We start from the raw sequence: 24,775 nt of genomic DNA, 5'->3' as shown, positions 1-24,775 counted from the left end.
AGTGGGGGTTGGGTCATCGACATCGGCCTCCTAGGGGTGGTGGGCGGTCAGCGGAACAGTTCTCGCGCTTTGGTTTTCGCGCCCTGGACCAGCAGGTGCCAGGCGTTGGGGTCACCGCGCAGGACAGCCGCCGCGGTGTGCTCGATTTGTTCGAGGGTGGCGTGTGGCGGGATCGGTGGCACTTCGGGGTCGCAGCGCACGTCCAGCAGGACAGGTTCGCCTGCGCTGAGCGCCTGGCCCCACGCCGGTCCGACCTCCTCCGGACGGTCCACCGCGATCGCGGTCAGGCCCTCCGCGCTGGCGATCTCTGCATACGACACATCCGGAAGCGCCTGTGAATCGGTGAATTTCGGTGCTCCCGACATCGCGCGCAGTTCCCAGGTGACCTGGTTGAGGTCGTTGTTGTGGAAGACACAGACCACCAGCCGTTGGTCGGGCCAACGGTCGCGGTAGCGGCGGATGGTCAGCAGTTCGGTCAGTCCGTTCATCTGCATCGCGCCGTCACCGACCAGTGCGATCACCGGGCGATCGGGATGGGCGAATTTCGCGCCGATCGCATAGGGCACCGCCGCCCCCATCGAGGCCAGTGTGCCCGACAGTGATCCGCGCATTCCGTGCCGCAGCCGCAGACAGCGGGCGTACCACGTGGTCGAGGACCCGGAGTCCGCGGTGACGATCGCGCCCTCGGGCAGCCGGTTCGACAGCTCCCACACCACCCGCATCGGATTGACGGGGTCGGCATCGATCATGGCCTGGCGTTCGACGGTCTCCCACCAGCTCGCCACGTTCTTCTCGATCTGGTCGCGCCAGCTCGGGTCGCGATCGGTGGAGAGCTGTTCGGTCAGTGCGGACAGGGTCGAGGCGGCGTCGCCGATCAGGTTCACCTCGGTGGGATAGCGCATGCCGATGCGGGTTCCGTCGGCGTCGATCTGGACGGCCTTGGCGGTGCCCGGTTCGGGCAGGAACTGGGTGTAGGGGAAGTTCGAGCCGACGATGAGCAGGGCGTCGCAGTCGCGCATCATCTCGTAGCTGGGCCGGGTGCCGAGCAGGCCGATCGAGCCGGTGACGAAGGGGATGTCGTCGGGCAGGACGTCCTTGCCCAGCAAGGCTTTCGCCACGCCTGCGCCGAGTCGCTCGGCGACGGCGAACACCTCGTCGGCCGCGCCGCGTGCGCCCTGGCCGATCAGTATCGCGGGCCGGGTGCAGTGGTTCAGTAGTTCGGCGGCCGCGGCGATGTCCTCCCTCGGCGGCAGGGCGCGGGCTTCGTGCAGATCGCCGGGCGGGCTCGAACCGACATGTCCGAAGCCGACTTCCGGCGGTCGGAACTGCTCCTGCTGCACATCGGCGGGCACGATCACCACCGCCGGTGCGGACCGGGTCATGGCTACCCGGATCGCGCGGTCGAGCGCGGCGGGCAGCTGGTCCGGTGCATCGATTTCCACGAGGTATTCGGAGGCGACGTCCTTGAACAGGCTCTGCAGGTCGATCTCCTGCTGGAAACCGACGCCGCGGGCGCCGCGTGCGGTCTGGCCGACCAGCGCAAGCACCGGTGCGTGATCGAGTTTGGCGTCGTAGAGGCCGTTGAGCAGGTGGATCGCGCCCGGTCCGGAGGTGGCCGCGCAGACACCGATCCGGCCGCTGAACTTGGCGAAGCCGGTCGCGGCGAACGCCGCCATCTCCTCGTGCCGGGTCTGCACGAACGCCGGGCGGCCTGCCCGGCCGAACGCGGCGACCAAGCCGCCTATCCCGTCACCGGGATAGGCGAACACCTGCTCGACTCCCCACTCCTGGAGCCGGGCGACTATGTGGTCGCCCACTTCGATACCCATGGCCACCTCCAGTTGTTCGGGAGCCGCGTCGGCAAGACCCCATCGGCCGTCTACGGATCGGCATGTCTTCTGGTGCCGATATGCCCAGGTCGGCGCCGACGAAACCGCAGGCCCCGAGCGGGGTGGGTGATTAGGCGACGGCCGCCCGGGTATGTGCCGGTTGCTGAATCGCCGACAGCGAATGCCGATCTTCGGTGCCCGAAAGGATTTCCATGAGCACTCAGGAACCCCCGAACGATCATTTCCCCGACGACGCGCGAACCGCACGCCCCCATGCCGGCGAATCGATCGAAGACACCCGCAACTGGCCGGGCCTGATCCTCGTCGCCCTCGGCATCGTCCTCCTGGGGGTGACCCTGACCGGCGCAGGCTACGGATTCGAGGGCTGGGCGTTCATCACCGGCGCCCTCACCGCCGTCTGCCTGATCGGCGGCGCCCTCCTGGTCTATGGCGAACACCGCCGGGTAAAGGCCCGCGAACGGTGACAGACCAGCTAGGGACACCGCCGCGGAGTCCGCGACCCTAGCCCCATGCCCGCCCAGCCTGAACATTGCTCGGCCGCTCGGATCAGCAGCCGATGTAGCCCGATCAAGGGTTGCTGTCGACGCCGCGCGAGGCCGTCCGGAACCGCCCGATCGAGGCGGTGCGCGGTGCATGATCGCATCGATTCGGGGTAGGTCGAAGGTGGGCTGGATTTGGGGTTAGGAGGTGATCCTGATGATGATGCCCGAGATGTGTATGCAGATGATGAACATGTTCATGGGGCTGTTGAACATGCTTCCCGGCATGCCGATGATGTGATCCAGAGCGCCATCAGTCGCAGCATTCACCGACGAATACGGAGGTTGTTGTGAACACTGATTCCGGGCAGGCCAAGCGGCCGGTCAATGCGGTTCTTGCGGGTCCGTATGGGCACCCGTTTCATCCGATCCTGGTCACGGTCCCGATCGGGGCATGGGTGGCGAGTCTGATCTTCGACGTGGGTTCCCGCATTGTGGATGATCCTGCGTTCCTGGCTCAGGGCGCACGGTGGTTGATCGCCATCGGGGTGCTCGGTGCTCTGGTCGCCGCCGCGGTCGGCTTGCTGGATCTGCTGGCGATTCCGACCGGCACGCCCGCGTTCCGCACCGGCCTGGTTCATATGGGTTTGAATCTGGTCGTGACGATCGCTTTTGCGATCGGTTTCTGGTGGCGAGCGTCAGAGGTGTACGGGCCGGTCCCCGTCGGTCAGCTGGTGCTGTCGGCGGTGAGCCTGGCGGTTCTTGGTGCCTCCGGCTACCTCGGCGGAAAGCTGGCCTATCACTACGGCGTTCGTGTGGCCGACGAAACCACCCAGGCCGCCGGATTCAGACGGGACACACCACTGCACTGACTGTCGACCTGCACCGACCGCAACTACTTCATAAGTCTGCTTGCACATTCCAGAACCCCTGGGGGAGTGGGGGAGTGGCGACGGGCGTTCAACTTCGGGGGAGGGTGGGGTGTGGCGGTCGCGGGCCGGGAAGGCGCGCGCCGTGCAGCGACCCGTTGGTACCGGGAGATCGACCCGGGCGACCGTACGGATGACGGACACTAAAACATATTGATACGTGGATATGCGCATCTACTTATGAAAATCCTATTCAGCCCGGTCGCCGACAAACAGACCAACCGACACAAAACAAGCTCAGGACGGCAGGGGGTCAGCCGGGGAAGGGTAGGTGATGGTTGTCCCCTCGACATGGGCGAAGTTCGTCAGCTGATGTTCCGGTGCGCGGGTGGCCGACATGATGTCGAGCACGCGCACGTCACGGACCAGCAGCGCATCGCCGACGAGCGAGCGATGACACCGCCACGGAACGGCTTCGGCACACATGATCGCCGTCGGCGCGACCCCGGCCAGGTCGACGAGTTCGTCGATGCCCGCGGCGAACTCCGGTGTCTGCATGTAGTCGGCGTAGGCGCGGAACGATGCGTTTCGCCAGCCGGCATTGACGTCGCTGCGCGGTCCGTGCCGGAGGCCGCCGAGCGCGGCGAGGTAGATGTAGTGGATGCCCGCTGCGCGGAGGGTGCCGGGGAGTTCCTCGCGGCCGAACTGCGGATTGTGCCGTGATCGCGGCACGGTCCTGATGTCGACCAGCTGCGTGACGTCGTAGTCGTGGAGCAGGCCGATGAATTCCTCCGCGGACCGCGTTGAATGGCCGATCGTGTACACAGTCAGCACTGGTCGATCCTAGGCGACGGTGCGCTCGGATTCGGCGATCCGTTTCGCTGTCAGGAAGACGTTCTCCAGCATGGCTGGGGTGAGCCGTCCGGTGAACGTGTTGTGTGGGCTCACGTGATAGCAGCCGAGGACGGGGATCGCGCGTCCGTCGGGATGGGTGATGGTGACCTGCGCGCCGTGGGCGAAACGTGGTCGCGGCCTGGGTACATGCCAGCCGCCTTCGGTCAGGACGGTGAACAGCGCCTGCCACCCGAAGGCGCCGAGCACGACAATCACCTTCGCCGACTGCCGGAGCAGTTCGAGTTCTCGGCTCAGGTACGGCGCGCACCGATGCCGTTCCTCGCTGGTCGGCTTGTTCGCCGGCGGTGCGCAGTGCACGGGCGCGGTCAACCGGGTGTTCACGAGTTCGATGCCGTCGTCGACACTGACCGGATGCGCGCCGGTCGCCAGGCCGACGGCGTGGAGTGCGGCGAACAGGACGTCGCCGCTGCGGTCGCCGGTGAACATTCGTCCGGTGCGATTGCCGCCGTTGGCGGCCGGTGCCAGGCCGACCACGAGGATCTCGGCGTCGTCGGGTCCGAATCCGGGTACCGGCCGGGCCCAATACTCTTCGTCGCGGTAGGCGGCCCGTTTCACGCGGGCGGCTTCTTCCCGCCAGGCGACGAGGCGAGGGCAGGCGCGACAGGTGGAGACCAGGCAGTCGAGTTCGGCGATGCTCTGGGTGTTCCCTGCTGCGAGCGGGGCATTTTCCGGGTCCTCGCCGGCCATCGGCCCAGTCTAATCCGCGCAGACCGTTAGACGACCGAACCGCCTGCGCGGTACCGCTGGTACCACGTACTGTGAGGACATGGTGTCCACCGAGATCGTGACCGCCGACGGAGTCGTGCGCGGTCGTGCGGGCCGTCGAGTCCTCAGCTGGCGTGCCCTGCCCTATGCGGCCCCGCCCGTCGGGGAACTGAGGTTCCGCGCCCCGCAGCCAGTGCAACCATGGGCGGGGGTGCGTTCGGCGACGGAGTTCGGTTTCGCCGCGACGCAGCATCCCAATGGTGCCCGCACCGGGCCGCGCACCTGGCAGCCGATCGGCGAGGACTGTCTCACCCTGAATGTGACCGCTCCCGCGACGCCGTCGACGACCCCGCGGCCGGTCATGGTGTTCATTCACGGCGGCGGCTACCTCATCGGTGCGGCCAGCATGTATTCCGGTGCGCGGCTGGCGACGCGTGGTGATGTCGTGGTGGTGTCGGTGACCTACCGGCTCGGGGCGATGGGCTACGTCGACTTCAGCGAGTTCTCCACGGCGGGAAGGCCGTTCGAGTCGAATCTGGGCCTGCGTGATCAGGTAGCTGCACTCGAGTGGGTGCAGCGCAATATCGCCGCGTTCGGCGGTGATCCCGACAACGTGACGATCTTCGGTGAATCGGCGGGTGCGCACGCGGTGATCACGCTGCTGGCGACGCCCGCGGCGCGTGGCTTGTTCCACCGTGCGATCGCCCAGAGCGCACCGGCGGATTGGACGGCACAGCCGGAGGAAGCTCGCCGGTTCGCCCGCAGTTGCCTGCAACGGCTCGGAGCCGATCCCGCCGACGCGGCGACCGTCCTGACCACGGCCAAGGCGAGTGAGTTGTGCCGGGCGGCCGACCGGGCGCTTGGCCGGTCCCTGCGTGAGCTGCCGGGCAGCTTCGCTTACTCCCCCGTGGTCGACGGTGACTTCCTGCCGGAGGCGCCGATCGATGCGATCACCGCGGGCCGTGCGCGTCCGGTGCCGCTGATCATCGGCACCAACCGGGACGAGGCGACGCTGTTCCAGCGGTTCGCGAAGTCGGTCCCGCATACTCCCGAGCAGCTGACGACGATCTTCGGGCGCTGCGAGCCCGGCGCCGAGCAGCGCGTGATCAGGAGCTACCCCGGCTATCCCGCGGCAAGGACCGCGGTGCGGATCGGTGGTGATTTCATGTTCTGGCGTCCGACACTGGCCGTGCTGGAGGGCCACAGCAGGTTCGCGCCGACGTATGCCTATCGCTTCGACTTCGCGCCGCGCGCGGTGCGGCTGGCCGGTTTCGGTGCGACCCACGCGCTCGACCTGGTTCCGGTGTTCGGATGGGTCGACACCCCGGTCGGCCGGGCGATGACGTCGGCGGGTGGGCGGCGCGCGTTCCGGTCCGTGCAGAATCTGGTTCAGGACAACTGGCTGAGTTTCGCCCGGACGGGCCGACCTCTGCCGCCCTGGACGCCATACACGGCCGAGCGTAGGGCGACCTGCATCATCGACCATCCGTCCCGCGTGCTGATCGACCCTGATGCCGCGCAACGGGAAGCGTGGCAGGGTGTTCGGATCGCGCTGCCGGGTGCCGCGGATCGGAAGACCGAGGCATGACCGTCGATCTCGACGCCGGTCAGCTGGCTCACCGCATCAGGACGCTCTACGCCGAAGACGCGCAGATCCGCGCGGCGGCACCCGACGAGGGCGTCTACGCGGCCGTCACCACGCCCGGTCTCCCACTGACCGAGATCGTTTCGACGGTGATGACGGCGTACGCGGACCGGCCCGCGCTGGGAGTCCGGCGCACCGAACTGGTGTCGGCGGGCGGGCGCGCGACGCGGCGACTGCTGCCGGAGTTCGAACTGCTGACCTACCGCGAGGTGTGGGAGCGGGCCCGCGCTCTCGCTGCTGCCTGGCACGCCGACGGTGTCGCGGCGGACGACTTCGTCGCGACCCTCGGTTTCACCGGCGCCGACTACACCGTGCTCGATCTGGCGACGATCCATCTGAGTGCGGTGGCTGTTCCGTTGCAGGCGGGTGCGGGTCTGTCGCAACTGCGCTCGATCCTGGACGAGACGGGGCCGCGGGTGTTCGCGGTGGACACCGCGCATCTGTCGATCGCGGTCGATGCTGTTCTCGCCGGTGCGTCACCGTGCACGCTGCTGGTGTTCGATCATCATGCCGACGACGATGATCACCGCGACGCACTCGCCGCGGCTCGCGCTCGGCTGCGCACGGCAGGCTCCACGGTCGCGCTCCACACCATCGACGAGACGGTCGACCGCGGCCGGACGCTCGATCCCGCACCACTGACGGTGCCTGCGGCGGGCGAGGATCCGCTGGCGATGCTGATCTACACCTCCGGCAGCACCGGCACACCCAAGGGCGCGATGTACACCCATCGCCTCGTCGCGGCGGGGTGGCAGCATGCCCGTCCGAATGCCGTCATCAATCTCAATTTCCTGCCCATGAGTCATATCGCCGCCCGGCTGACTCTCAACGGTGTGCTTGCCCGCGGTGGGACCGCGTATTTCGCTGCGGTAGCGGATATGTCGACCCTGTTCGAGGACATCGAACTGGTGCGGCCGACGGAGATCTTCCTGGTGCCGCGGGTGTGCGAGATGATCCTGCAGCGCTACCGGCGCGAGGTCGATCGGCGTTCGCGGCCCGGCGTGGATCTGGACGCGCTCGGCGACGTGGTGAAAACCGAACTGCGCGAACAGTTGCTGGGTGGCCGTCTGATGACGGTGTTGTGCGGGAGCGCGCCGATCGCGCCGGATCTGCGCGGTTTCGTGGAGTCGGTGCTGCAGTTGCGGCTGCACGACGGGTATGGCTCCACCGAGACCGGTGGGGGCGTCATCTTCGATACCAAGGTGATGCGGCCGCCGGTGCTGGACTACAAGCTCGTCGATGTGCCGGAGCTCGGCTATTTCCGCACCGACAAGCCCTATCCGCGTGGTGAGCTGCTGTTGAAGACGACGACCATGATCGCGGGCTATTACCGGCGACCCGAGGTCACCGCCCAGGTGTTCGACGAGGACGGTTTCTGCCGTACCGGGGATGTGGTCGCCGAGCTGGCACCGGACCGGCTGGCCTATGTGGATCGCCGCAACAACGTGCTGAAGCTGTCGCAGGGCGAGTTCGTGACGGTGTCGCGGCTGGAGGCGATCTTCGCCGGTGCCGACCTGATACGCCAGATCTATGTGTACGGCAGCAGCGAGCGGGCGTATCTGCTGGCTGTTGTCGTGCCGACCGAGGCGGCACTGGCCGGACCGGCCGACGAGTTGCGGGCGGCGGTGGGTGCGTCGTTGCAGCGTGCCGCCGCCGTCGCGGAGCTGGAGCCGTACGAGATCCCGCGTGACTTCCTGATCGAGCCCGAACCGTTCTCGATCGCCAACGGTCTGCTGTCCGGTGTCGGGAAGTTGTTGCGGCCCAAGCTGAAGCAGCACTACGGTGAGCGCCTGGAGGCGCTGTACGACGAGGTGGTGCGGGACCAGGAGGCGGAGCTGGCGAGTTTGCGCCGCGACGCTGCGGGCCTGCCGCTGTTCGACACGGTCGCTCGGGCCGCGCGGGCGGTGCTGGGCTGCGCGGCGTCGGATCTGCGCCCGGATGCGCGGTTCGGTGACCTGGGTGGGGATTCGCTGGCAGCCCTGTCGTATTCGACGTTGCTGCGGGAACTTCTCGACGTCGACGTTCCAGTGAATGTTCTGCTCGGACCGGACAGCGACCTGGCCCGGATCGCCGATTACGTCCGTCGGGAACGCGAACCGGGCACGCGCAGAGTCGACAGCGACGCGGTGCACGGCGCGCACGCGACGTCGATCCGTGCGGAAGACCTGACCTTGGCACAGTTCATCGACGCCGCGACGTTGGCCGCGGCGCCGGGCATTCCGGCGGCGACGGCACCGGCGAACACGGTGCTGATCACCGGCGCGAACGGCTATCTCGGCCGGTTTCTCCTGCTGACCTGGCTTGAACGGCTGGCGCCGGTCGGCGGTCGGGTGATCTGTGTGGTCAGGGGCGGCGATGCCACTGCCGCCCGCGCGCGACTCGATGCGGCCTTCGATACCGACAGGGACCTGGGTGAGCGTTTCCGTGCGCTCGCGGCGGGCGGGCTGGAGGTGCTGCCCGGCGATATCGGGGAACCGAATTTCGGTCTCGACTCGTCGAGTTGGCAGCCCTTGGCCGAGGATGTCGACCTGATCGTGCACTCGGCGGCATTGGTGAATCATGTTCTGCCCTATGCGCATCTGTTCGGCCCGAATGTGGTCGGGACCGCGGAGGTCATCCGGCTCGCGTTGACGGCTACGCGCAAGCCGGTGAGCTATTTGTCGACGGTGGCGGTCGCGGCGCAGGGGGAGTCTTTCGCCGAGGACGGTGACGTGCGGATCATGAGTCCCGTGCGCCGCCTCGACCAGACCTACGCCAACGGATATGGCAACAGCAAGTGGGCGGGGGAGGTGTTGCTGCGGGAGGCGTCGGACCGTTTCGGGTTGCCGGTGGCGGTGTTCCGTTCGGACATGATCCTGGCGCACAGCGTCTATCCGGGTCAGCTGAATGTGCCCGATGTGTTCACGCGCTTGCTGCTGAGCGTGCTGGTGACCGGTGTCGCGCCGATGTCGTTCTACGTCACCGATTCCCGTGGTCGGCGGCAGCGCGCACACTATGACGGGCTGCCCGCCGATTTCGTCGCCGCTGCGGTCACCGGGCTCGGTGCGGCGGCGACCGACGGATATCGCACCTACGATGTCGTCAACCCGCACGACGACGGGATTTCGCTCGATGTGTTCGTGGACTGGCTGATCGAGGCGGGTTATCGGGTGGACCGCATCGAGGACTACGGCGAATGGTTCGCTCGCTTCGAGACCGCCTTGCGGGCACTGCCCGAGGAACAGCGCAAACACACCTTGCTTCCGCTGCTGCACGCGCATCGGCGTCCTGGCCGGCCGCTGCCCGGTTCGGCGTTGCCTGCCGACGGTTTCCGGGCGGCGGTGCGGGCGGCACGGATCGGGGCCGATCACGATATTCCGCACCTGGGTCCGGAATTGATCGAGAAGTATGTCAGCGACCTCACCGGCCTCGGGTTGCTCGACTTTCGGGAACAGTCGGGGTAGGTCGCCGGACGCGTGTGGGGGGCGGCAGGGGCGGCGTGTTGCCGCGCAAAGCAGTTCGATCCGTGAACCAGTTGCGGGCGCCCGTGCGGATCTCCAGGGCAAGGTCGAGGAGCACGGCACGGGTGTTCGCGCGCTGGTCGCGCACCGCGTCGACGACCAGCCGTGCGGCGCGTGAGGGGGTGTACAGCTCGGCGGGTCTGCGGGTGCGGGAGAAGATGCCGGTGGTGATGCGGGCCAGTTCCGGGTCGGTGGCGGCGCTGCGATACAACGCGATCTCCAAGGGGCGCATGGCTTCTCCGCGTGCGAGCCGGTTGGTCCAATGGAAGATGTCGCGGCATTCGACGATGCGCCGTCGCTCCCATTCCAGCAGTGACCGGTCCAGTGCGCGTGGGTCGTCGATGACGGCGGTGACGGCTTCGGCGAGTAGTCGGCCGTAGTGCAGGGCGTCGCGGATGCCCTGCGCGGTGACGGGATCTTTGAAGTGGCCTGCGTCGCCCGGCAGCGCCCAGCCGGGGCCCGCGGATCGCCGGAAGTAGGAGGCGATGCCGGTGGCCGCGCGGACCCGGCCGACACGTTCGCATCCGCGCAGCCGGGCGGCCAGCGCCGGAATCCGGTCCACCGCTTCGGTATAGCGTCGTTCGGCTTCGCCCGGTCCTGATCGGCCCGGTACCGCGGGTGGTTGCACGAGGCTCAGGACGAGGCCGTCGTCGCAGGGGAACGCGGTGCCGAGGTCGGCGCCGTGGCGCCATTGGGCGGCGGTGTGGCGTGGGTTGCCGGTGGTGTCACGCCAGTACGCGTAGTAGCAGTCGCGTCCGCTGGGCGTGGTGAGGAAAGGCTGGTCGGCGCCGACCGAGCGAGCGACGGTGCTGTGGCGGCCGTCCGCGCCGACGACCAGCGCTGCCCTGATCTCGACGACGGCACCGGACCGATCGGTGTATCGCACACCGGCACACCGGTTCTGCGCCCAGACGATGGAGGTGACCCGGCATCGCGGCCGGACGTCGGCACCGGCCTCGATCGCGGCCCGTGCGAGGACGCCGTCGAGGCCGGTGCGCCGCACGCACATCGCGTAGTCGATCCCGTCGACGGCGGGAAACGGCGATTCGATGCCGTACCCGGCGCCGTCGGCGTAGGCCCGGGTCAGCCGGGGCGCGTCGAGTGCCTCGACCTCGGCGAGCACACCGAGTCGCCGCAATTCGGCGAGCCCGGCCGGCCACAGCAGGTGCGTGGACAGCGTGTCCGACGGTAGGGGAGCGGCGTCGAGGACGACGACCCGGTGACCAGCTCGTGCCAGCGTCACGGCCGTCGCTGAGCCGGCGCAGCGGGCGCCGACTACGACGACGTCGGCCTGTTCGACCGAGGTGACGGGGGAATCGAGCATGGGTACCGCCTCGGGCATCGAGTCTCGGACAAATGTCCAAGAAGATGATCCGGTGGTGGTCAGATGCTGTCAACAGGGCCTGATTCGGCCCTGCCGCTCACGACCTGACGGCGGGCTCGGGCGCGAACGAGGTCAGTCCGACCTCGCGATACTGCGCCACCAGCTTGCGGTACTTGCGCCGGTTTCGTGCCATCGGGGAATCGGTGACCGAGGTGGGCAGCCGGTCGAAAGCGACGCGCAGCACGGCGGTGATCGCCGCGAATTCGCGGTCGTGGCGGCGGGTCCAGGTGATGGGCATGCGGGCGCGCACGTCGGGATGCATGATGCCGCAGCCGAGCACCATCACCACATGGCTGAGTATCGGGGAGCTCAGCCGCCACAGCGGGCCTGCCACGGCGGGGAAGAAGTCCGGTAGCGGCGCCTGCCGGACCGAGTCGGTGGCGGCGGCGAGTGCGGGGGTGGCGCGGAGTTCGTCGGCGGCCATGCGCTCGTAGTGGGCGACCAGTTCGGTGTAGTCCTCGATCGGCCGGGACTTGCCGGGCAGGTGCAATCCGTCGGTCTTGTGCCGGTAGTGGTCCCAGATCGCCTGGTTCTCGGCAGGGGTGGGTTCGGTGCCGGTGAGGGCGATGTAGGCGCCGCGCTGGACGAAGAACGCCGAGTAGAGGATCCAGTTCCATGCCTGCGGGTTGAGCGCGGAATACCGTTCGCCGTCCGGGCCGATGCCTTTGACGTCGCGGTGCAGCACCATGAGCCGGTGTGCCTCGGCGGCGCGTTCGGGGTCTTCGCCGTGGTAGATCAGCTGGTCGGCGGCGGCGGTGCGGACCGCGCGTGCCCACGGCTGATTCCGCGAACGGCCGGTGGCTTCCAGTGCGGCCGAGACCGGCGGCAGCATCGGCTGGTCGAACAGGCCTACCGCGAACAGGCCGAACAGCACCGATCCGCCCACTCGCTCGAATCGTGCGACGGCACCGGAGAGGTGTTCGGGTGCCGTGGATTCGGTGATGTGTGGCACGGGACAGGTCATCGGGAACTCCTTTGTTCCAGCGTCGAGGACATGCGAGCCCGGTCGACGCCTTGGCGCCAATCTGGTGCCGTGCGACACCAGAAACTCGTGTGGTGTCAGAGTGCACCAAAATTGTGAGATGGTCAAGAGCATGGGTGAGCACTCCGACAGCACGACCACGCCGCGCGCCTACGCGGGGGTGGCCGCCGACGAGCGGCGATCCCGGCGTCGTGCCGCACTGTTCGACGCGGCGCTCGACCTGCTTGCCGAGGGTGGCGCGCCCGCGGTGACCAAGCGGGCGGTCTGCACCCACGCGCGTCTCAACGACCGTTACTTCTACGAGCAGTTCGCCGACCGCGACACCCTGCTGTCGGCGCTGGTCGACGAGCTCACCGCCGAAGGCATCGCCACCGTCGTCGCGGCTACCCACGCGGCGGCCCCCGATATCCACAGTCAGGTCCATGCCGCCGCCGACGCCGCGCTGGGGTTCCTGATCGCCGACCCCCGCAGGCACGCGCTGCTGCTGACCGCCCACAGCACCGAAGCGCTGCAAGCCGCGCGGCTGTCCACCCAGCACTCGATCGCCGCGGCGATGGCCGCGGTCGCCAGGGAACTCCTCCCGGATTCCTCGGACGACGTGCTCGACTCGGCGATGAATGCCTACGTCGTGGTCAGTGGCACCCTCGAGCTGGTGGCGGCGTGGATGCGCGGGGAATTCGACACCACGCGCGAACACCTCACCGACCTCATCGCCCGGCAGCTACTCCAGGTCCCGCGCACCGAAAGCCCCCGCGCGACGCCCGCGCACTGAGGTCACCGGCGTGGCTGGGCGATCCAGTCGTGCCACCGGTCGGCCAGGACGATCTCGGCCAGTCGCCGGTAGCCGCCGCCGGCCGGATGGGCGCCGTCGCCGGCCAGCACCTCGGCCCGCCAGATCGGGTCCTCGGCCAACGTCGTTGTCGTGGCGATGAACGGCACGTCGTGGGTGTCGCACAGGGCCGCCATGCGTTCGGCGAGCGCGGTCGTCCTGCGCAGGTGGGGTTCGCCCGCGTCGACCACCGGCGGCGGGCCGACGATCAGCGGTGCGATCGCGCGCTGCCGTGCCCCGTCCAGGATGGTCGCGAGATTGTCCAGGCAGCGGTCCGGATCGACCCGGACCACACCGTTCTCCTCCACCGCGTCGTTGCTGCCGAAGGACACGACCAGCCGGTGATCGGCATCGGGCGCCAGGCGGGGTTCGATCTCGGTCCAGCAGCGTCGCAGGACATCGTCGGAGGTGTTGCGGCGGATCCCGAGGTTGAATGCCGTGATCCCCCTACCGGTTTCGGCGAGGACGCGCCCGACCCAGCCCCGGAACTCGGGATCACCGATGCCTTGGACGAAGGAATCGCCGAAAAAGAAGATGCGCAGGTTTTCGTTCACCGGACGACAGTACGAGGACGCGAAGACTGTGCTCGATCACGGAGCGACGATGCGGGTGGCGGCGCAGACAGTGGCCGCGCGGCGTGTCGCCAGTTGGTCGCTGTCGCCCTTCTCGGCGGCGAACCTGGCCTGCATCGCGTTGGTGCGGGCCAGGTCGGACAGCATGCGGAGCAGGATCGGCGCCGGGATGTCGGTGGTGATCAGGCCTTCGCGTTGTCCACGGCGCAGTTCGGTGAGTTTCGCGTCGATGGTGTCGCGCAGGATCGCGCCGAAGAAGGCGCCCGCCGGTTCGAGATCGGCCCAGGCCTGCAGGCGCGCGTTGTCGGGGTGGGCGATGAAATGGTCGAAGAGGCGGCCGACGTAGGCGGGCAGGTCGTCGGCGCTGAGAGCGGTTTCGACGGCTGTGTGGCTGGTCCAGCGCTCGGTGACGGCCGCGTAGAGCTCGTTCTTGCCGGGGAAGTAGGCGTAGAGCCGGTCTTTGCTGGCGTTGGCGGCGGCCGCGATGCGGTTGATCCTGGCTCCGGCGATGCCGAATTCGGCGAACTCGGCCTTCGCTGCGGCGAGTATTCGTTCCCTGGTCGCCTCACCCGCTGCCCGCATGATCGGATCGTACCTCTTGCCGAACCATCTGGTTCGGAACTATGGTCCGTTCTGGAACCGGATGGTTCTGAAAACGGCGAGACGAGGACACCATGAGCGCGGACAAGCCACGCTGGCAGCAACTGCGGGACGAGACCGACGGCGTCTCCACCGCGGAACTGGACGCGCTCTGGACCCGGCTACGGCCTGCCCGCGCCGAGGACATCCTCGGCGAGTGGCGCGGCGGGGCGTTCCAGACCGGGCACCCGCTGTGCCGTGCGCTGCCCGCCAGCCGCTGGTACGGCAAGACCTTCCTGGCCCTCGACGATGCCAAACCGCTGATCTGCCGCGCCGAGGACGGCACCCTGTTCTCGAATGTCGAACTGGGACAGGGCGAGGCGACGCTGTGGAATATCGAGTTCCGCGGTGAGGTCACCGCGACGATGGTCTACGACGGTCGCGCCGTGTTCGACCACTTCAAGTGGCTCGACGAGCGGACCCTGATGGGGATCATGAACGGTCGCCCGGAACTGGTGCTGTCCCGCGGCGAGTACTTCTACTTCCTGCTGGAACGGGTGTCCTGATGCGGACAACGGCGGTCCTCTCGCGCGACCCGTCCGCGGCATTCTCGATCGAGCCGGTCGAGATCGACGAACCCCGGGCCGGGGAGATCCTGGTGCGGATCGCCGCCGCCGGGATCTGTCACACCGACCTGGTGACCCGGCGTGCGGGCGCCGCGGACCGGCCGATCCTGCTCGGCCACGAGGGAGCCGGCGTGGTGGCCGCGGTCGGGCCCGGCGTCGGCACTGTCTCGCCCGGTGATCATGTCGTGCTGACCTTCCGGCATTGCGGCGCGTGCGCGACCTGCCTGGCCGGTCGCCCCGCGTACTGTCATCGCTCGGTCGCGCTCAACCAGTTCGGGCGCCGCGCCCACGACACTCCGCGGGTACTGCGCGACGGCTCCCCGGTGCTGGACGGATTCTTCGGCCAGTCGAGTTTCGCCGGGTACGCGCTGACGACCGAGGACAACACCATCGTCATCGACCCCGCGATCGACCTGGCGGCGGCCGCGCCGTTCGGGTGCGGATTCCAGACCGGCGCCGGCGCGGTGCTCAATGCTTTGCGTCCCGAATCGGGCGCCTGGCTGGCGGTCTACGGTGCGGGCGCGGTCGGGATGGCCGCGCTGCTGGCCGCACGCACCGTGGCCGGGGTGCGGGTGGTGGTGGTCGAAACGTCGGCTGCCCGGCGCGAACTCGCGCTCGAGCTGGGCGCCGAGGTCGCGCTGGATCCGGCCGAGGGGCCGACGGTGCTGCGGATTCGTGACCTCACCGGCGGTGGGGTGACCCACGCGCTGGACACCACGGGCGTCCCCGCGGTCCTGGCGGATGCGGTGGCGGCGCTGACCACCGGGGCGACGGTGGTCGCGGTCGGTCTCGGTGCGGGCGCACCGCCGGTGGATGTCAGCGATATCGTGTTGCGCGGCAAGACCATTCGGGGGTGCCTCGAAGGCGACAGCGTGCCCGCCACCTTCATTCCGCACCTGCTCGACCTGCACGCGAGCGGCCGGTTCCCCGTCGAGCGGCTCATCGGCCGCTATCCGCACACCGAGATCGGTGCCGCGCTGGCCGATCAGCGGGCCGGGCGCGTGGTGAAACCGGTGCTGACATGGTGACCGAACGACCCTGCGAAGGAGGGCTGGTCTCATGACAGTCCTGCACAGCGACATCCTGCTCCCCGAGGACGACGCCGACGACACCGGCGGCGGCACTGTCGCGGCCCGCGCGGAACGGCTCCTCGCGGCGCTGAACGCGGCGCGCGAGGTTTTCGTCGCGCACGGCTATCACGGCGCGAGCATGGATCAGATCAGCGCACGCGCCGGGATGAGCAAGCCGGTCATCTACACCCTCTACGCCAACAAGCTGGACCTGTATCTCGCTGTCCTGCAACACCATCTGGACCGGATGGTGCGCGGTATCCGCGATGCGCTGGCCGGCGCGACGGGCCAGGAGGACAAGGTGCGGCGGGCGGTGCAGGCCTATTTCGACTTCGTCGACGAGGACCCGGACGGGCACGTCCTGATCTTCGAGTCGCCGGTGCCCAGTGAACCCAGCGTGCGCTGGCGCTCGCGGCACGCGTTCGGCGAGTGCGCGATGCTGGTCAGTGCCGAGCTGCGGGCGGCGGGCATGGACGATGCGCGGGCGTACACGTGCGCGTTCGGTGTCGTCGGGGCCAGCCATCTCGCGGCCCGGCAGTGGCTGGACACGGGCCGCCCGATTCCCAAGCGTGATGCCGTGGCGACGACGGTGGCGCTGTGCTGGCACGGGTTGTCCGGGATCAGCTGACCCGGGGTCCGCTCAGCTCGCGACCGCGGGCAGTGCGCTGCCGTCGAGCAGTTCGTCGCTGGGCAGCCTGCCGATCAGGACGGCGAGCGCGCGCTTCCAGCGGCGCACGACCGCTTCGCGCTCACCGAGCGTTCCGGTGAGCATGGCCGTCATGGACAGGCCGGTCAGCAGGTCGATGGTGAATTCGACCAGGATCTCGGCGCGCGGATCGGAGGCGTACGGTTCGCCGACGACTTCGAGGTAGAGCCTGCGCATCTCGGCTAATACCCGCCGTTCCTCGTGGACGAGGCGCTCACGCAGTTCGGCGTCGGTGCGTGCGGCGACCCACAGGTCCAGCGCGGTGAAGAAGGCGGGACTGTTGAGGTCGCGCCAGGCCAGGTCGACGACCGATTGCAGCCGGTCGCGGCCCGGTGGCAGGAGTTCGGCCTCGCGGCGGAACTGTTCGAGCCGCAGGTCGACGACGCGGGTGGTGGCCGCGATGAGCAGTTCGGTGCGGGTGGGGAAATGGTGCTGCACGGTGCCGCGCGCGAGGCCGGCGCGTTCCTGGACGGCGCTGACGGTGGTCGCCGCGTAGCCGCGTTCGAGCAGGCATTGCGCGGTGCAGTCGAGGATCAGGGCCCTGGTGGAGGCACGGCGTTGCGCCTGGGTACGGCGCGGTTGTTGCACGGTCACCCGAGAAATCGTACGCCGTGACGGTAAAGATTGGCGATCCCACGCGTCTTGTTGTCCGATTGCCTATTGACGCAGCAGCGATGACCTGGTGCAATCAACAAACCGTACGCAGTAACTGTTTCTTCTGGATGAAGGGCTGCGATGACGCAGATCTCTCATGTTCGCCGGGGCACCGGCTCGCCGATCGTGCTCGTGCACGGGCTCGGCAGCCGCTGGCAGATCTTCGCGCCGGTCATCGACCTGCTGGCCGAACAGCACGAGGTGATCGCCGTCGACCTCCCCGGCTTCGGCGCCTCACCGCCGCTGCCCGGCATCCGGCCCGGACCACGCGGGTACGCGAGCTGGCTGACGCAATGGTTCAGCGACAACGAGATTCGACGGCCGCACGTCGTCGGTAGCTCGATGGGCGGTGGTATCGGCATCGAACTGGGCCGCACCGGCGTCGCTTCCGCCGTCACCGCGTTCTCGCCCGTCGGCTTCTACGGCAAGCCGGGCCTGCGCTGGGTGCAGGGCTCGCTGACCGCGATGCGCACCGTGGCGCGGTCGGCGGGTCCGGGGCTCGATCGCGCGGTCGAGCATCGCCTCGGCCGGGCCGCGCTGCTGTCGGTCATGTTCGGGCGCCCGACGCGCGTGGATCCCGACGCCGCGCGCGTCGCGCTGGCAGGCCTGGCGGGCGCGAGCTCGTTCACCGACGCGCGTGACGACTTCGCCACCTACGTTCTCGATCCCGACGACGACCCAGGGGCGCTGCGCGATATCCCGGTGACGATCGCCTGGGGTACCCGCGACGTGGTGCTCATCCATCGCACCCAGAGCGCTCGCGCGCGAGAAGTCCTGCCGTTCGCCCGGCACCTGGATCTCCCCGGCTGCGGTCATCTGCCGTTCAGTGACGACCCGCAGCTGTGCACTCGGACCATCCTCGACAACCGGAGGACCTCATGACACCGTCGATCGCGGTCATCGGAAGCGGTTTCGGCGGGCTGGCCGCTGTCATCGCGCTGAAGAAGCGGGGCTTCGACGACATCGTCGTCTTCGAGAAGGCCGACGACGTCGGCGGCGTCTGGCGGGAGAACACCTATCCCGGGGCGGCCTGTGACGTGCCCTCGCCGTTCTACTCGTACTCCTTCGAACCGAATCCGCGCTGGCCGCACCGGTTCTCGCGGCAACCGGCGATTCTGGACTACATCCGCAACGTCACCGACAAATACGATGTGCGCCGCCACATCCGCTTCGGCACCGAGGTCACCGCCGCGGAGTACGACGACGCGACCGGCAAGTGGACCGTGCGGTTGAGCACCGGCGACAGCGTGGTCGTCGACGTCGTGGTGTCGGCGGTCGGCCAGCTCTCGCGGCCCGCGCTGCCGGCCATCGAGGGCCGGGACTCCTTCGCGGGAGACAGTTTCCACTCCGCCGAGTGGAATCACGACGTCGACCTGACGGGCAAGCGGGTCGCGGTGATCGGAACCGGGGCGAGTGCGGTCCAGTTCGTTCCCGAGATCCAGCCCGAGGTCGCGAAGCTGACCGTCTTCCAGCGCAGCGCGCCCTACATCATCCCGCGCCCGGACCGTGAGTTCTCCGCGTTGCACCATCGGGTGTTCGAGAAACTGCCGGTGACCGCGCTCGCCGAACGCGGCACCTGGTACGGCGTGACCGAGGGTCTGAGCATCGCCTGGGTGTATGCCAAACCGCTTGCCGCCATGGTCAAGTCGATGTCCAGGCAGCACATGCGCAGGCAGACCAAGGCCAAGCCCGGCCTGTTCGAGCAGGTGTGGCCCGACTATCCGATCGGCTGCAAGCGAATCCTGTTCTCCGACGACTATCTGCCCGCGCTGGCCGCGCCGAATGTGGAGGTCACCGGGGAGAAGATCACCGGGATCACCTCGGCGGGGGTGCGCACCGCCGACGGACGCGAACACGATGTCGACGTCATCATCTGGGGCACCGGGTTCAAGACGACCGAATTCCTGGCGCCGATGACGATCACCGGCGCGGAAGGTCACCCGTTGGAGCAGGAGTGGAAAACCGGGGCGCACGCCTATTACGGCATGACGGTGCCGCGGTTCCCGAACCTGTTCATCATGTACGGGCCCAACACCAATACCGGCGGCGGTTCGATCATCTACTTCCTCGAGGCGCAGGCCGCATACCTCGGCGACTACGTCGCCCATCTCGCCGCGACCGGGAAACCGCTGACGGTGCGCCGGGAGGTGGAACAGGCCTACGACGCGCAGATCCAGGCACGGCTGTCGGGCAGTGTGTGGAGCCAGTGCACGTCCTGGTACCGGCAGGCCGACGGCCGGATCACCACCAACTGGCCACTGCTCGGATTCCAATACAAGAAGCAGGCGCGGTTCGACCCTGCCGACTACGAGGTGATCTCTGCATGACTGCGTACGACTACGACGTGATCGTCGTCGGCTCCGGATTCGGCGGCAGCGTGACCGCGCTGCGCCTGACCGAAAAGGGTTACCGGGTAGGTGTTCTCGAATCCGGCAGACGCTGGAACGCCGAGGACTACCCGAAGACCAACTGGAACATCCCCAAGGCCATCTGGGCGCCGCGCCTCGGGCTGACCGGGCCGCAGCGGATCAGCGTGCTCGGCAAGTGCCTGGTGTTCAGCGGTTCCGGTGTCGGCGGTGGTTCGCTGATCTACGGCAACACGCTCTACGAGCCGCTGCCGGAGTTCTATCGCGACCGCGCGTGGGCGCACATCACCGACTGGAAGACCGAGCTGGCGCCGTACTACGACCAGGCCAAGCGGATGCTCGGCGTCGTCGAGAACCCGCGGCTCGGCCCGAAAGACGAAGTGCTGCTGGACGTCGCGCGTGGGCTGAACGTCGCCGACACCTTCCATCGCACCCAGGTCGGGGTCTTCTTCAACGAGGGCAACGAGGGCACCGAAGTCGACGACCCCTACTTCGGTGGCGCCGGACCGCGCCGTGCCGGTTGCATCCACTGCTCGGATTGTTTCACCGGCTGCAAGCACAACGCGAAGAACACGACTACGGTCAACTATCTGCATCTCGCGGAAAGCCGTGGCGCGCAGGTACATCCGCTGACCACGGTCACCTCGGTGGCGCCCGACGGTGCGGGCGGGTACCGGGTCGAGACCGTCGCGTCCAACGGCTGGCTGCGCAAGGAGCGGCGCACGTTCACCGCCGGGCAGGTGGTGTTCGCCGCGGCCGCGCTCGGCACCCAGAAGCTGCTGCACAAGCTGCGCGCCGACGGCACCCTGCCGCAGCTGTCGCCGCGCGTGGGTGAGCTGACCCGCAGCAATTCCGAGGCGATCATCGGCGTCACCAGCAAGTCCCGCAAGGACTTCGCCCAGGGCGTGGCGATCACCTCCTCCATCCACCCCGAACCGCAGACCCATGTGGAGGTGTGCACCTACGGGTCGGGGCAGAACGCGCTGTTCCTGCAGACGGTGCCGATGGTCGACGGCGGAGCGTTCCGGTTCCTGCGGCTGCTGCTGACGATCCTGTTGCATCCGCTGCAGTTCCTGCGCTCGCAGAACGCGCACGGCGCCTCGGACCGGTCGGTGATCCTGCTCGTCATGCAGTCGCTGGACAACTCGCTCACCTCGTATCTGAAGGGGCGCAGACTGGTCACCAAACAGGGCAGCGGGGAACCGAATCCGGCGTGGATCCCGCTGGCGCACGACATCGCCCGCAAGTACGCGGCCGAGATCGACGGCATCAGCGGCAACGTCGCCACCGATATCTTCAACATTCCCGCGACCGCGCACTACATCGGGGGCTGCACGATCGGTGACTCCCGCGAGACCGGCGTGATCGACCCGTATCAGCGGATCTACGGCTACCCGGGTCTGCACGTCGCCGACGGTAGCGCCATCACCGCGAATCTCGGCGTGAACCCCTCGCTCACCATCACCGCGCAGGCGGAACGGGCGATGGCGTTCTGGCCCAACAAGGGCGAGGCTGATCCGCGACCGGACCTGGGGGATCCCTACCAGCGGATCAGCCCGGTCGCCCCTGCCCAGCCCGCGGTGCCCGCGTCGGCGCCCGGCGCGCTGCGCCTGCCCGCCTGACGTTTCCGAAAGAGGAATTCATGACCGCCACCGCTCAACTCGCCCTCCTCGAACCGGCCTGTGGCCGGGACGCGGCGCTGGCATTGTTCGACAGCCTCCCGCCCGTGCCTGCGACCGAGCTCACCGGCCGCTGGCACGGGCGTGAACTGGCCACCGGCCACCCGCTCGACGGGCTGCTCGCGGCGTCGGGCTGGTACGGCAAACAGTTCGACGGCCTCGACAGTGTCCATCCGCTGCTGTTCCGTGACCCCGCGGGTGAAATCTTCGCCGTCGACCCGAAAAGGGTGCCACTGGGGATCGCCGACAAGGTGCCGCACGCGCTCGTCGAGCGGGTGCGCGGTCTGCTCGGGGTGCTCGAGCCCGCGCTGCGCACGCGCAGGTACCGGGCACGATTGCGCGGGGTGGAGCATCGTGGAGTCGTGACGGCGGCGATGGTCTACGACCACCTGCCGATCATCGATGTGTTCCGCCGGGTCGACGACGACACCGTGCTCGGTTTGATGGACTTCCGTGACATGCCGGAGCCGTACTTCTTCGTCCTGGCCCGCGACTGACGGTCAGGGGTGGTGCATCGCCGGGATCGGGAGTACTCATGAGATATGGAACGGCTGGTCGAAAGGACGGCAGGCCATGGCTACACACCACGATCCGCATGTACACAAGTTCCCCGATACCGAGCGCACGTTCCGTTCCCACGCGGGTGAGTCCATCCAGGACTCGCTCAACTGGCCCGGACTGTTCCTCATCGGTGTCGGCATCGTCTTTCTCGCCGCGACGCTGACCGCCGCGGGCTCCGGCTTCGTCGGGTGGGCAGTGATCGCAGGCCTGATCTGCGGCGTGTGCTTGCTGTCGGGAGTGATGATCGTGCTCGCGGAACATCGCCGTATCAAGCTCGGTGAGGGACTGCACCTGAGTGACCCGGGCGGCCACTGAGGTGACCGGCTGGTCCTCGCCCGGGCAGCACCGTCTGCCCGGGCGATAGTCGTGTGTCAGGTCCGGCGGGATTCGAGCGCGTCCAGGATCAGGTCGAGGCCGTAGGCGAATTCGGTGGTGTGGTCGTAGCCAGGTCGCAGGGCGTGGTCGACGATCATCTCGGTGAGATAGGGCAGTTCGCCGGTGGGCAGGCTGTCGAGGATGTCGCCCGCGACCTCCTCGACGTCGTCGGGTGTGGTGATCGGCAGCGCTGTCTCCTGCAGGACGTAGCCCCCGATGTAGCTGTCGATCAGTGAGATGGCGTGGGCTGCCATCGGCAGCGAGAACCCGGCGGTGCGCAGGACGCCGAGGACGGCGTCGTGGTGGCGCAGCGTCGCCGGGCCGGGGTTGCGGCGTGAGTCCATCAGGCCCAGCGCCCAGGTGTGCTGGGACAGGACCGTGCGCGCGGAGGTGGCGCGGACGCGGATCGCGTCACGCCAGTCGGTGCAGTCGGGGTCGGGCAGGTCGATTGCCGAGAACACCGCGTCGACCACGCCGTCGAGAATCGCGTCCTTGTTCGGGACATGGTGGTACAGCGACATCGCCTCGACGCCCAGCTCCTGAGCCACCCGTCGCATCGTGATCGCTTCGACGCCGCCGCGATCGGCTACCCGGATGGCGGCGTCGAGCACGCGCGTTCGGCTCAGGGGTGGTCGGGAGGTCATCGGCGGCTCCATGGTGTGGGAACAGTGTTGACAAGCTTACATGCGTAAGTCAGCCTTACAAGTGTAAGAAGTGCCTGGTTGTCACCGTGAGGAGAGCCCGATGCCGATGCCACTGTGGTGGGGCCACATCAACAAGCGGGTGTTCAATCCGCGTGCCGTGCAGGGGGGAAAGTGGCCGGTCCTGACTCATGTCGGGCGGTCATCCGGGAGGACCTATCAGACGCCGCTGGACGCCTACCCGGTCGACGGTGGTTACGTGTTCGTGCTGGTCTACGGGTCGGGCTCGGACTGGGTGCGCAACGTCCTCGCCGCGGGACGTGCCCGGCTGCGGATCGACGGGCAAGAGCTGGAACTCGCCGCACCCGCCGTCATCGGGGAAACCGAGGCGTTCCAGGCACTCGCCGACGATGTCGCGCGCCCACCCAAGCTGCTGCGCATCACCGAGTTCCTGCGGATGGACCTCGTCGCGCCCTGACCGGAAACAGATTGGACCACTGTCCATCTTTGGCGCAGTGTTGACGGTCATGAGCCAACATCCCGCCCAGCGGCGCACTCTCACGGTGCTCGTGGCCGCCCAGATATTCAGTGGCGCCGGCCTGGCCGCCGGCATCACCGTCGGCGCGCTGCTGGCACAGGACATGCTCGGGTCGACCGGGCTGGCCGGGTTGCCCAGTGCGATGTTCACCGCCGGGTCGGCGGCGGCCGCGGTCGCGGTGGGGCGGATCTCGCAGCGCGCCGGACGCCGCGCGGGGCTGACCTTCGGCTATCTGATCGGCGCGCTCGGCAGTTTCGGTGTGGTCGTCGCGGCGGTCACCGGGAGCATCGCGTTGTTGTTCGCGTCGTTGCTCGTCTATGGGGCGGGCACGGCGACGAGCTTGCAAGCCCGCTACGCCGGCGCCGATCTCGCCACCCCGGCACACCGGGCGCGCGCGATCAGCACGGTCCTCGTCGCGACGACGGTCGGCGCGGTCGTCGGTCCCAATCTGCTGCACCCGATGGCCGATCTGGCCACGGCGTGGGGAATCCCGCCGCTGTCAGGGCCTTTCGTGTTGTCGGGTGCGGCGTATCTGCTCGCCGGGATCGTGCTGTGGGTGCTGTTGCGGCCGGACCCGCTCGTGCTCGCCCGCGGCATCGCCGTGGCGGAACAGCCCGCCGAATCACCTGTCGCGCCTGCCGCGAAGACGTGGTCGGGACCGATCGTGGCCGGGGCGACGGTGATGGTGGTGACCCAGCTCGTCATGGCGGCCGTGATGACGATGACGCCGATCCACATGCAGCACCACGGTCACGGTGTCGGGGCCGCTGGCTTCGTCATCGCGGTGCACGTCGCCGGGATGTATCTGCCGTCGCTGCTGTCGGGCCTGCTCGTCGACCGGTTCGGGGCCGGGCTGGTCGCCGTGGCCGCGGCAGCCACCTTGGTCGCGGCGGGGCTGGCCGCGGCCCTGGCCCCGCCGAGCTCGGTGATCGCGCTGGCGGCTGCGCTCGGGCTGCTCGGACTCGGCTGGAATCTGGGCCTCGTCGCGGGCACCACGATGATCGCCGACGCCACCCCGGTCGCGACACGCGCCCGCACCCAGGGCACCGTCGACGTGGGCATCGCCATCGCGGGAGCCGGCGGCGGACTGGGGTCCGGAGTGATCGTCGCGGCCGCCGACTTCCCCGGCCTGGCCTACCTCGGCGCGGCGATCGCGCTGCTCATCGTCCCGGCGTTGGCATGGAGTACCCGCCGCTCGCGGGTGCGCGACGAGGTTCGCTCCGTCGACGCCCGCGTCGACGGCTGACCGG

The 24,775-nt window shown here is 68.4% G+C and carries 24 protein-coding genes; 15 read left to right on the top strand and 9 right to left on the bottom strand.

Features of this window, described 5'->3' with window-relative positions; genetic code table 11:
* Window positions 1–47: 47 nt before the first annotated feature.
* Window positions 48–1,829, bottom strand: a complete 1,782-nt coding sequence (locus tag IEY60_RS16550; protein WP_189028978.1) for a thiamine pyrophosphate-requiring protein — start codon at window positions 1,827–1,829, stop codon at window positions 48–50.
* A gap of 212 nt (window positions 1,830–2,041) precedes the next feature.
* On the opposite strand from IEY60_RS16550, the gene IEY60_RS16545 reads away from it, so the two are divergent.
* Together IEY60_RS16545 and IEY60_RS16540 are read left to right on the top strand one after the other, a co-directional pair.
* On the top strand, window positions 2,042–2,314 hold the full coding sequence (locus tag IEY60_RS16545) for a hypothetical protein (protein WP_189028976.1): 273 nt from the start codon (window positions 2,042–2,044) through the stop codon (window positions 2,312–2,314).
* Window positions 2,315–2,679: 365 nt separating this feature from the next.
* Window positions 2,680–3,201, top strand: a complete 522-nt coding sequence (locus IEY60_RS16540; RefSeq protein ID WP_189028974.1) for a DUF2231 domain-containing protein — start codon at window positions 2,680–2,682, stop codon at window positions 3,199–3,201.
* A 294-nt stretch (window positions 3,202–3,495) separates the two neighbouring features.
* Here the strand turns inward: IEY60_RS16540 and IEY60_RS16535 are convergent, their stop codons facing one another.
* Window positions 3,496–4,032, bottom strand: coding sequence for a DUF488 domain-containing protein (locus IEY60_RS16535; protein ID WP_189028972.1), 537 nt, complete (start codon window positions 4,030–4,032; stop codon window positions 3,496–3,498).
* A 9-nt stretch (window positions 4,033–4,041) separates the two neighbouring features.
* Entirely contained in the window at window positions 4,042–4,800 is a 759-nt protein-coding gene (locus IEY60_RS16530; RefSeq protein ID WP_189028970.1) for a uracil-DNA glycosylase, read from the bottom strand.
* 79 nt (window positions 4,801–4,879) lie between these two features.
* On the opposite strand from IEY60_RS16530, the gene IEY60_RS16525 reads away from it, so the two are divergent.
* Window positions 4,880–6,406, top strand: a complete 1,527-nt coding sequence (locus tag IEY60_RS16525) for a carboxylesterase/lipase family protein (protein WP_189028968.1) — start codon at window positions 4,880–4,882, stop codon at window positions 6,404–6,406.
* Window positions 6,403–9,906 (top strand): carboxylic acid reductase, encoded by a 3,504-nt coding sequence (gene car, locus IEY60_RS16520; RefSeq protein WP_189028966.1) that lies wholly within the window; start codon window positions 6,403–6,405, stop codon window positions 9,904–9,906. The genes IEY60_RS16525 and car overlap by 4 nt, the downstream gene beginning before the upstream one ends.
* Here the strand turns inward: car and IEY60_RS16515 are convergent.
* Together IEY60_RS16515 and IEY60_RS16510 are read right to left on the bottom strand one after the other, a co-directional pair.
* A complete protein-coding gene (locus tag IEY60_RS16515; protein WP_189028964.1) occupies window positions 9,863–11,287 on the bottom strand; it encodes an NAD(P)/FAD-dependent oxidoreductase in 1,425 nt (474 codons plus the stop codon). The genes car and IEY60_RS16515 overlap by 44 nt on opposite strands.
* A gap of 97 nt (window positions 11,288–11,384) precedes the next feature.
* A complete protein-coding gene (locus tag IEY60_RS16510; RefSeq protein ID WP_189028961.1) occupies window positions 11,385–12,311 on the bottom strand; it encodes an oxygenase MpaB family protein in 927 nt (308 codons plus the stop codon).
* 118 nt (window positions 12,312–12,429) lie between these two features.
* Between IEY60_RS16510 and IEY60_RS16505 the strand changes: the two genes are divergently transcribed.
* Entirely contained in the window at window positions 12,430–13,101 is a 672-nt protein-coding gene (locus IEY60_RS16505) for a TetR/AcrR family transcriptional regulator (protein WP_189028959.1), read from the top strand.
* A 2-nt stretch (window positions 13,102–13,103) separates the two neighbouring features.
* Here IEY60_RS16505 and IEY60_RS16500 read toward each other — a convergent pair whose 3' ends face one another.
* Both IEY60_RS16500 and IEY60_RS16495 read right to left on the bottom strand, forming a co-directional pair.
* Entirely contained in the window at window positions 13,104–13,712 is a 609-nt protein-coding gene (locus IEY60_RS16500) for a GDSL-type esterase/lipase family protein (protein ID WP_189028957.1), read from the bottom strand.
* A gap of 36 nt (window positions 13,713–13,748) precedes the next feature.
* Window positions 13,749–14,312: a TetR family transcriptional regulator gene (locus IEY60_RS16495; protein ID WP_189028955.1), complete on the bottom strand. Its 564-nt coding sequence runs from the start codon at window positions 14,310–14,312 to the stop codon at window positions 13,749–13,751.
* Window positions 14,313–14,404: 92 nt separating this feature from the next.
* On the opposite strand from IEY60_RS16495, the gene IEY60_RS16490 reads away from it, so the two are divergent.
* From IEY60_RS16490 to IEY60_RS16480, 3 genes are read left to right on the top strand one after another with little or no spacing between them, the layout of a single operon-like run.
* Window positions 14,405–14,875 (top strand): DUF4334 domain-containing protein, encoded by a 471-nt coding sequence (locus IEY60_RS16490; protein ID WP_189028953.1) that lies wholly within the window; start codon window positions 14,405–14,407, stop codon window positions 14,873–14,875.
* On the top strand, window positions 14,875–15,963 hold the full coding sequence (locus tag IEY60_RS16485; protein ID WP_189028951.1) for an NAD(P)-dependent alcohol dehydrogenase: 1,089 nt from the start codon (window positions 14,875–14,877) through the stop codon (window positions 15,961–15,963). Before IEY60_RS16490 ends, IEY60_RS16485 begins: the two co-directional genes overlap by 1 nt.
* Window positions 15,964–15,994: 31 nt before the next feature.
* The gene (locus IEY60_RS16480) at window positions 15,995–16,633 is read left to right on the top strand and encodes a TetR/AcrR family transcriptional regulator (RefSeq protein ID WP_189028949.1); all 639 of its coding nucleotides are present in this window, start codon (window positions 15,995–15,997) and stop codon (window positions 16,631–16,633) included.
* 12 nt (window positions 16,634–16,645) lie between these two features.
* On the opposite strand, the gene IEY60_RS16475 is transcribed toward IEY60_RS16480, so the two are convergent.
* Window positions 16,646–17,305 (bottom strand): TetR/AcrR family transcriptional regulator, encoded by a 660-nt coding sequence (locus IEY60_RS16475; RefSeq protein ID WP_189028947.1) that lies wholly within the window; start codon window positions 17,303–17,305, stop codon window positions 16,646–16,648.
* 141 nt (window positions 17,306–17,446) lie between these two features.
* On the opposite strand from IEY60_RS16475, the gene IEY60_RS16470 reads away from it, so the two are divergent.
* The 5 genes from IEY60_RS16470 (at window position 17,447) to IEY60_RS16450 (ending at window position 22,286) form a co-directional block, all read left to right on the top strand.
* Complete coding sequence (locus IEY60_RS16470) at window positions 17,447–18,247, top strand: alpha/beta fold hydrolase (RefSeq protein ID WP_189028945.1); 801 nt, start codon at window positions 17,447–17,449, stop codon at window positions 18,245–18,247.
* On the top strand, window positions 18,244–19,692 hold the full coding sequence (locus IEY60_RS16465; RefSeq protein ID WP_189028943.1) for a flavin-containing monooxygenase: 1,449 nt from the start codon (window positions 18,244–18,246) through the stop codon (window positions 19,690–19,692). The genes IEY60_RS16470 and IEY60_RS16465 overlap by 4 nt, the downstream gene beginning before the upstream one ends.
* A complete protein-coding gene (locus IEY60_RS16460) occupies window positions 19,689–21,353 on the top strand; it encodes a GMC oxidoreductase (RefSeq protein ID WP_189028941.1) in 1,665 nt (554 codons plus the stop codon). Before IEY60_RS16465 ends, IEY60_RS16460 begins: the two co-directional genes overlap by 4 nt.
* Window positions 21,354–21,373: 20 nt before the next feature.
* Entirely contained in the window at window positions 21,374–21,907 is a 534-nt protein-coding gene (locus tag IEY60_RS16455) for a DUF4334 domain-containing protein (protein ID WP_189028939.1), read from the top strand.
* A 76-nt stretch (window positions 21,908–21,983) separates the two neighbouring features.
* Complete coding sequence (locus IEY60_RS16450; RefSeq protein WP_189028937.1) at window positions 21,984–22,286, top strand: NfeD family protein; 303 nt, start codon at window positions 21,984–21,986, stop codon at window positions 22,284–22,286.
* 56 nt (window positions 22,287–22,342) lie between these two features.
* Here IEY60_RS16450 and IEY60_RS16445 read toward each other — a convergent pair whose 3' ends face one another.
* A complete protein-coding gene (locus IEY60_RS16445) occupies window positions 22,343–22,990 on the bottom strand; it encodes a TetR/AcrR family transcriptional regulator (RefSeq protein WP_189028935.1) in 648 nt (215 codons plus the stop codon).
* 100 nt (window positions 22,991–23,090) lie between these two features.
* Here IEY60_RS16445 and IEY60_RS16440 point away from each other — a divergent pair, with 100 nt between their 5' ends.
* Both IEY60_RS16440 and IEY60_RS16435 read left to right on the top strand, forming a co-directional pair.
* Entirely contained in the window at window positions 23,091–23,465 is a 375-nt protein-coding gene (locus IEY60_RS16440; protein ID WP_189028933.1) for a nitroreductase family deazaflavin-dependent oxidoreductase, read from the top strand.
* 49 nt (window positions 23,466–23,514) lie between these two features.
* Window positions 23,515–24,771 (top strand): MFS transporter, encoded by a 1,257-nt coding sequence (locus IEY60_RS16435; RefSeq protein WP_189028931.1) that lies wholly within the window; start codon window positions 23,515–23,517, stop codon window positions 24,769–24,771.
* Window positions 24,772–24,775: the final 4 nt, after the last annotated feature.

Source organism: Nocardia rhizosphaerihabitans (genome assembly GCF_014646295.1).
GTDB classification, from domain to species: Bacteria; Actinomycetota; Actinomycetes; order Mycobacteriales; family Mycobacteriaceae; genus Nocardia; species Nocardia rhizosphaerihabitans.
This window is presented reverse-complemented; position numbering and strand designations above follow the sequence as displayed.

Excerpts from the sequence above, each read along its gene's own strand:
- IEY60_RS16515 (WP_189028964.1), bottom strand. The coding sequence starts at position 11,287 with ATGCTCGATTCCCCCGTCACCTCGGTCGAACAGGCCGACGTCGTCGTA.
- IEY60_RS16525 (WP_189028968.1), top strand. The coding sequence starts at position 4,880 with ATGGTGTCCACCGAGATCGTGACCGCCGACGGAGTCGTGCGCGGTCGT.
- IEY60_RS16445 (WP_189028935.1), bottom strand. The coding sequence starts at position 22,990 with ATGACCTCCCGACCACCCCTGAGCCGAACGCGCGTGCTCGACGCCGCC.
- IEY60_RS16490 (WP_189028953.1), top strand. The coding sequence starts at position 14,405 with ATGAGCGCGGACAAGCCACGCTGGCAGCAACTGCGGGACGAGACCGAC.
- IEY60_RS16510 (WP_189028961.1), bottom strand. The coding sequence starts at position 12,311 with ATGACCTGTCCCGTGCCACACATCACCGAATCCACGGCACCCGAACAC.
- IEY60_RS16435 (WP_189028931.1), top strand. The coding sequence starts at position 23,515 with ATGAGCCAACATCCCGCCCAGCGGCGCACTCTCACGGTGCTCGTGGCC.
- IEY60_RS16550 (WP_189028978.1), bottom strand. The coding sequence starts at position 1,829 with ATGGGTATCGAAGTGGGCGACCACATAGTCGCCCGGCTCCAGGAGTGG.
- IEY60_RS16460 (WP_189028941.1), top strand. The coding sequence starts at position 19,689 with ATGACTGCGTACGACTACGACGTGATCGTCGTCGGCTCCGGATTCGGC.
- IEY60_RS16505 (WP_189028959.1), top strand. The coding sequence starts at position 12,430 with ATGGTCAAGAGCATGGGTGAGCACTCCGACAGCACGACCACGCCGCGC.
- IEY60_RS16455 (WP_189028939.1), top strand. The coding sequence starts at position 21,374 with ATGACCGCCACCGCTCAACTCGCCCTCCTCGAACCGGCCTGTGGCCGG.
- IEY60_RS16465 (WP_189028943.1), top strand. The coding sequence starts at position 18,244 with ATGACACCGTCGATCGCGGTCATCGGAAGCGGTTTCGGCGGGCTGGCC.
- IEY60_RS16450 (WP_189028937.1), top strand. The coding sequence starts at position 21,984 with ATGGCTACACACCACGATCCGCATGTACACAAGTTCCCCGATACCGAG.
- IEY60_RS16470 (WP_189028945.1), top strand. The coding sequence starts at position 17,447 with ATGACGCAGATCTCTCATGTTCGCCGGGGCACCGGCTCGCCGATCGTG.
- car (WP_189028966.1), top strand. The coding sequence starts at position 6,403 with ATGACCGTCGATCTCGACGCCGGTCAGCTGGCTCACCGCATCAGGACG.
- IEY60_RS16485 (WP_189028951.1), top strand. The coding sequence starts at position 14,875 with ATGCGGACAACGGCGGTCCTCTCGCGCGACCCGTCCGCGGCATTCTCG.
- IEY60_RS16480 (WP_189028949.1), top strand. The coding sequence starts at position 15,995 with ATGACAGTCCTGCACAGCGACATCCTGCTCCCCGAGGACGACGCCGAC.
- IEY60_RS16440 (WP_189028933.1), top strand. The coding sequence starts at position 23,091 with ATGCCGATGCCACTGTGGTGGGGCCACATCAACAAGCGGGTGTTCAAT.
- IEY60_RS16545 (WP_189028976.1), top strand. The coding sequence starts at position 2,042 with ATGAGCACTCAGGAACCCCCGAACGATCATTTCCCCGACGACGCGCGA.
- IEY60_RS16495 (WP_189028955.1), bottom strand. The coding sequence starts at position 14,312 with ATGCGGGCAGCGGGTGAGGCGACCAGGGAACGAATACTCGCCGCAGCG.
- IEY60_RS16530 (WP_189028970.1), bottom strand. The coding sequence starts at position 4,800 with ATGGCCGGCGAGGACCCGGAAAATGCCCCGCTCGCAGCAGGGAACACC.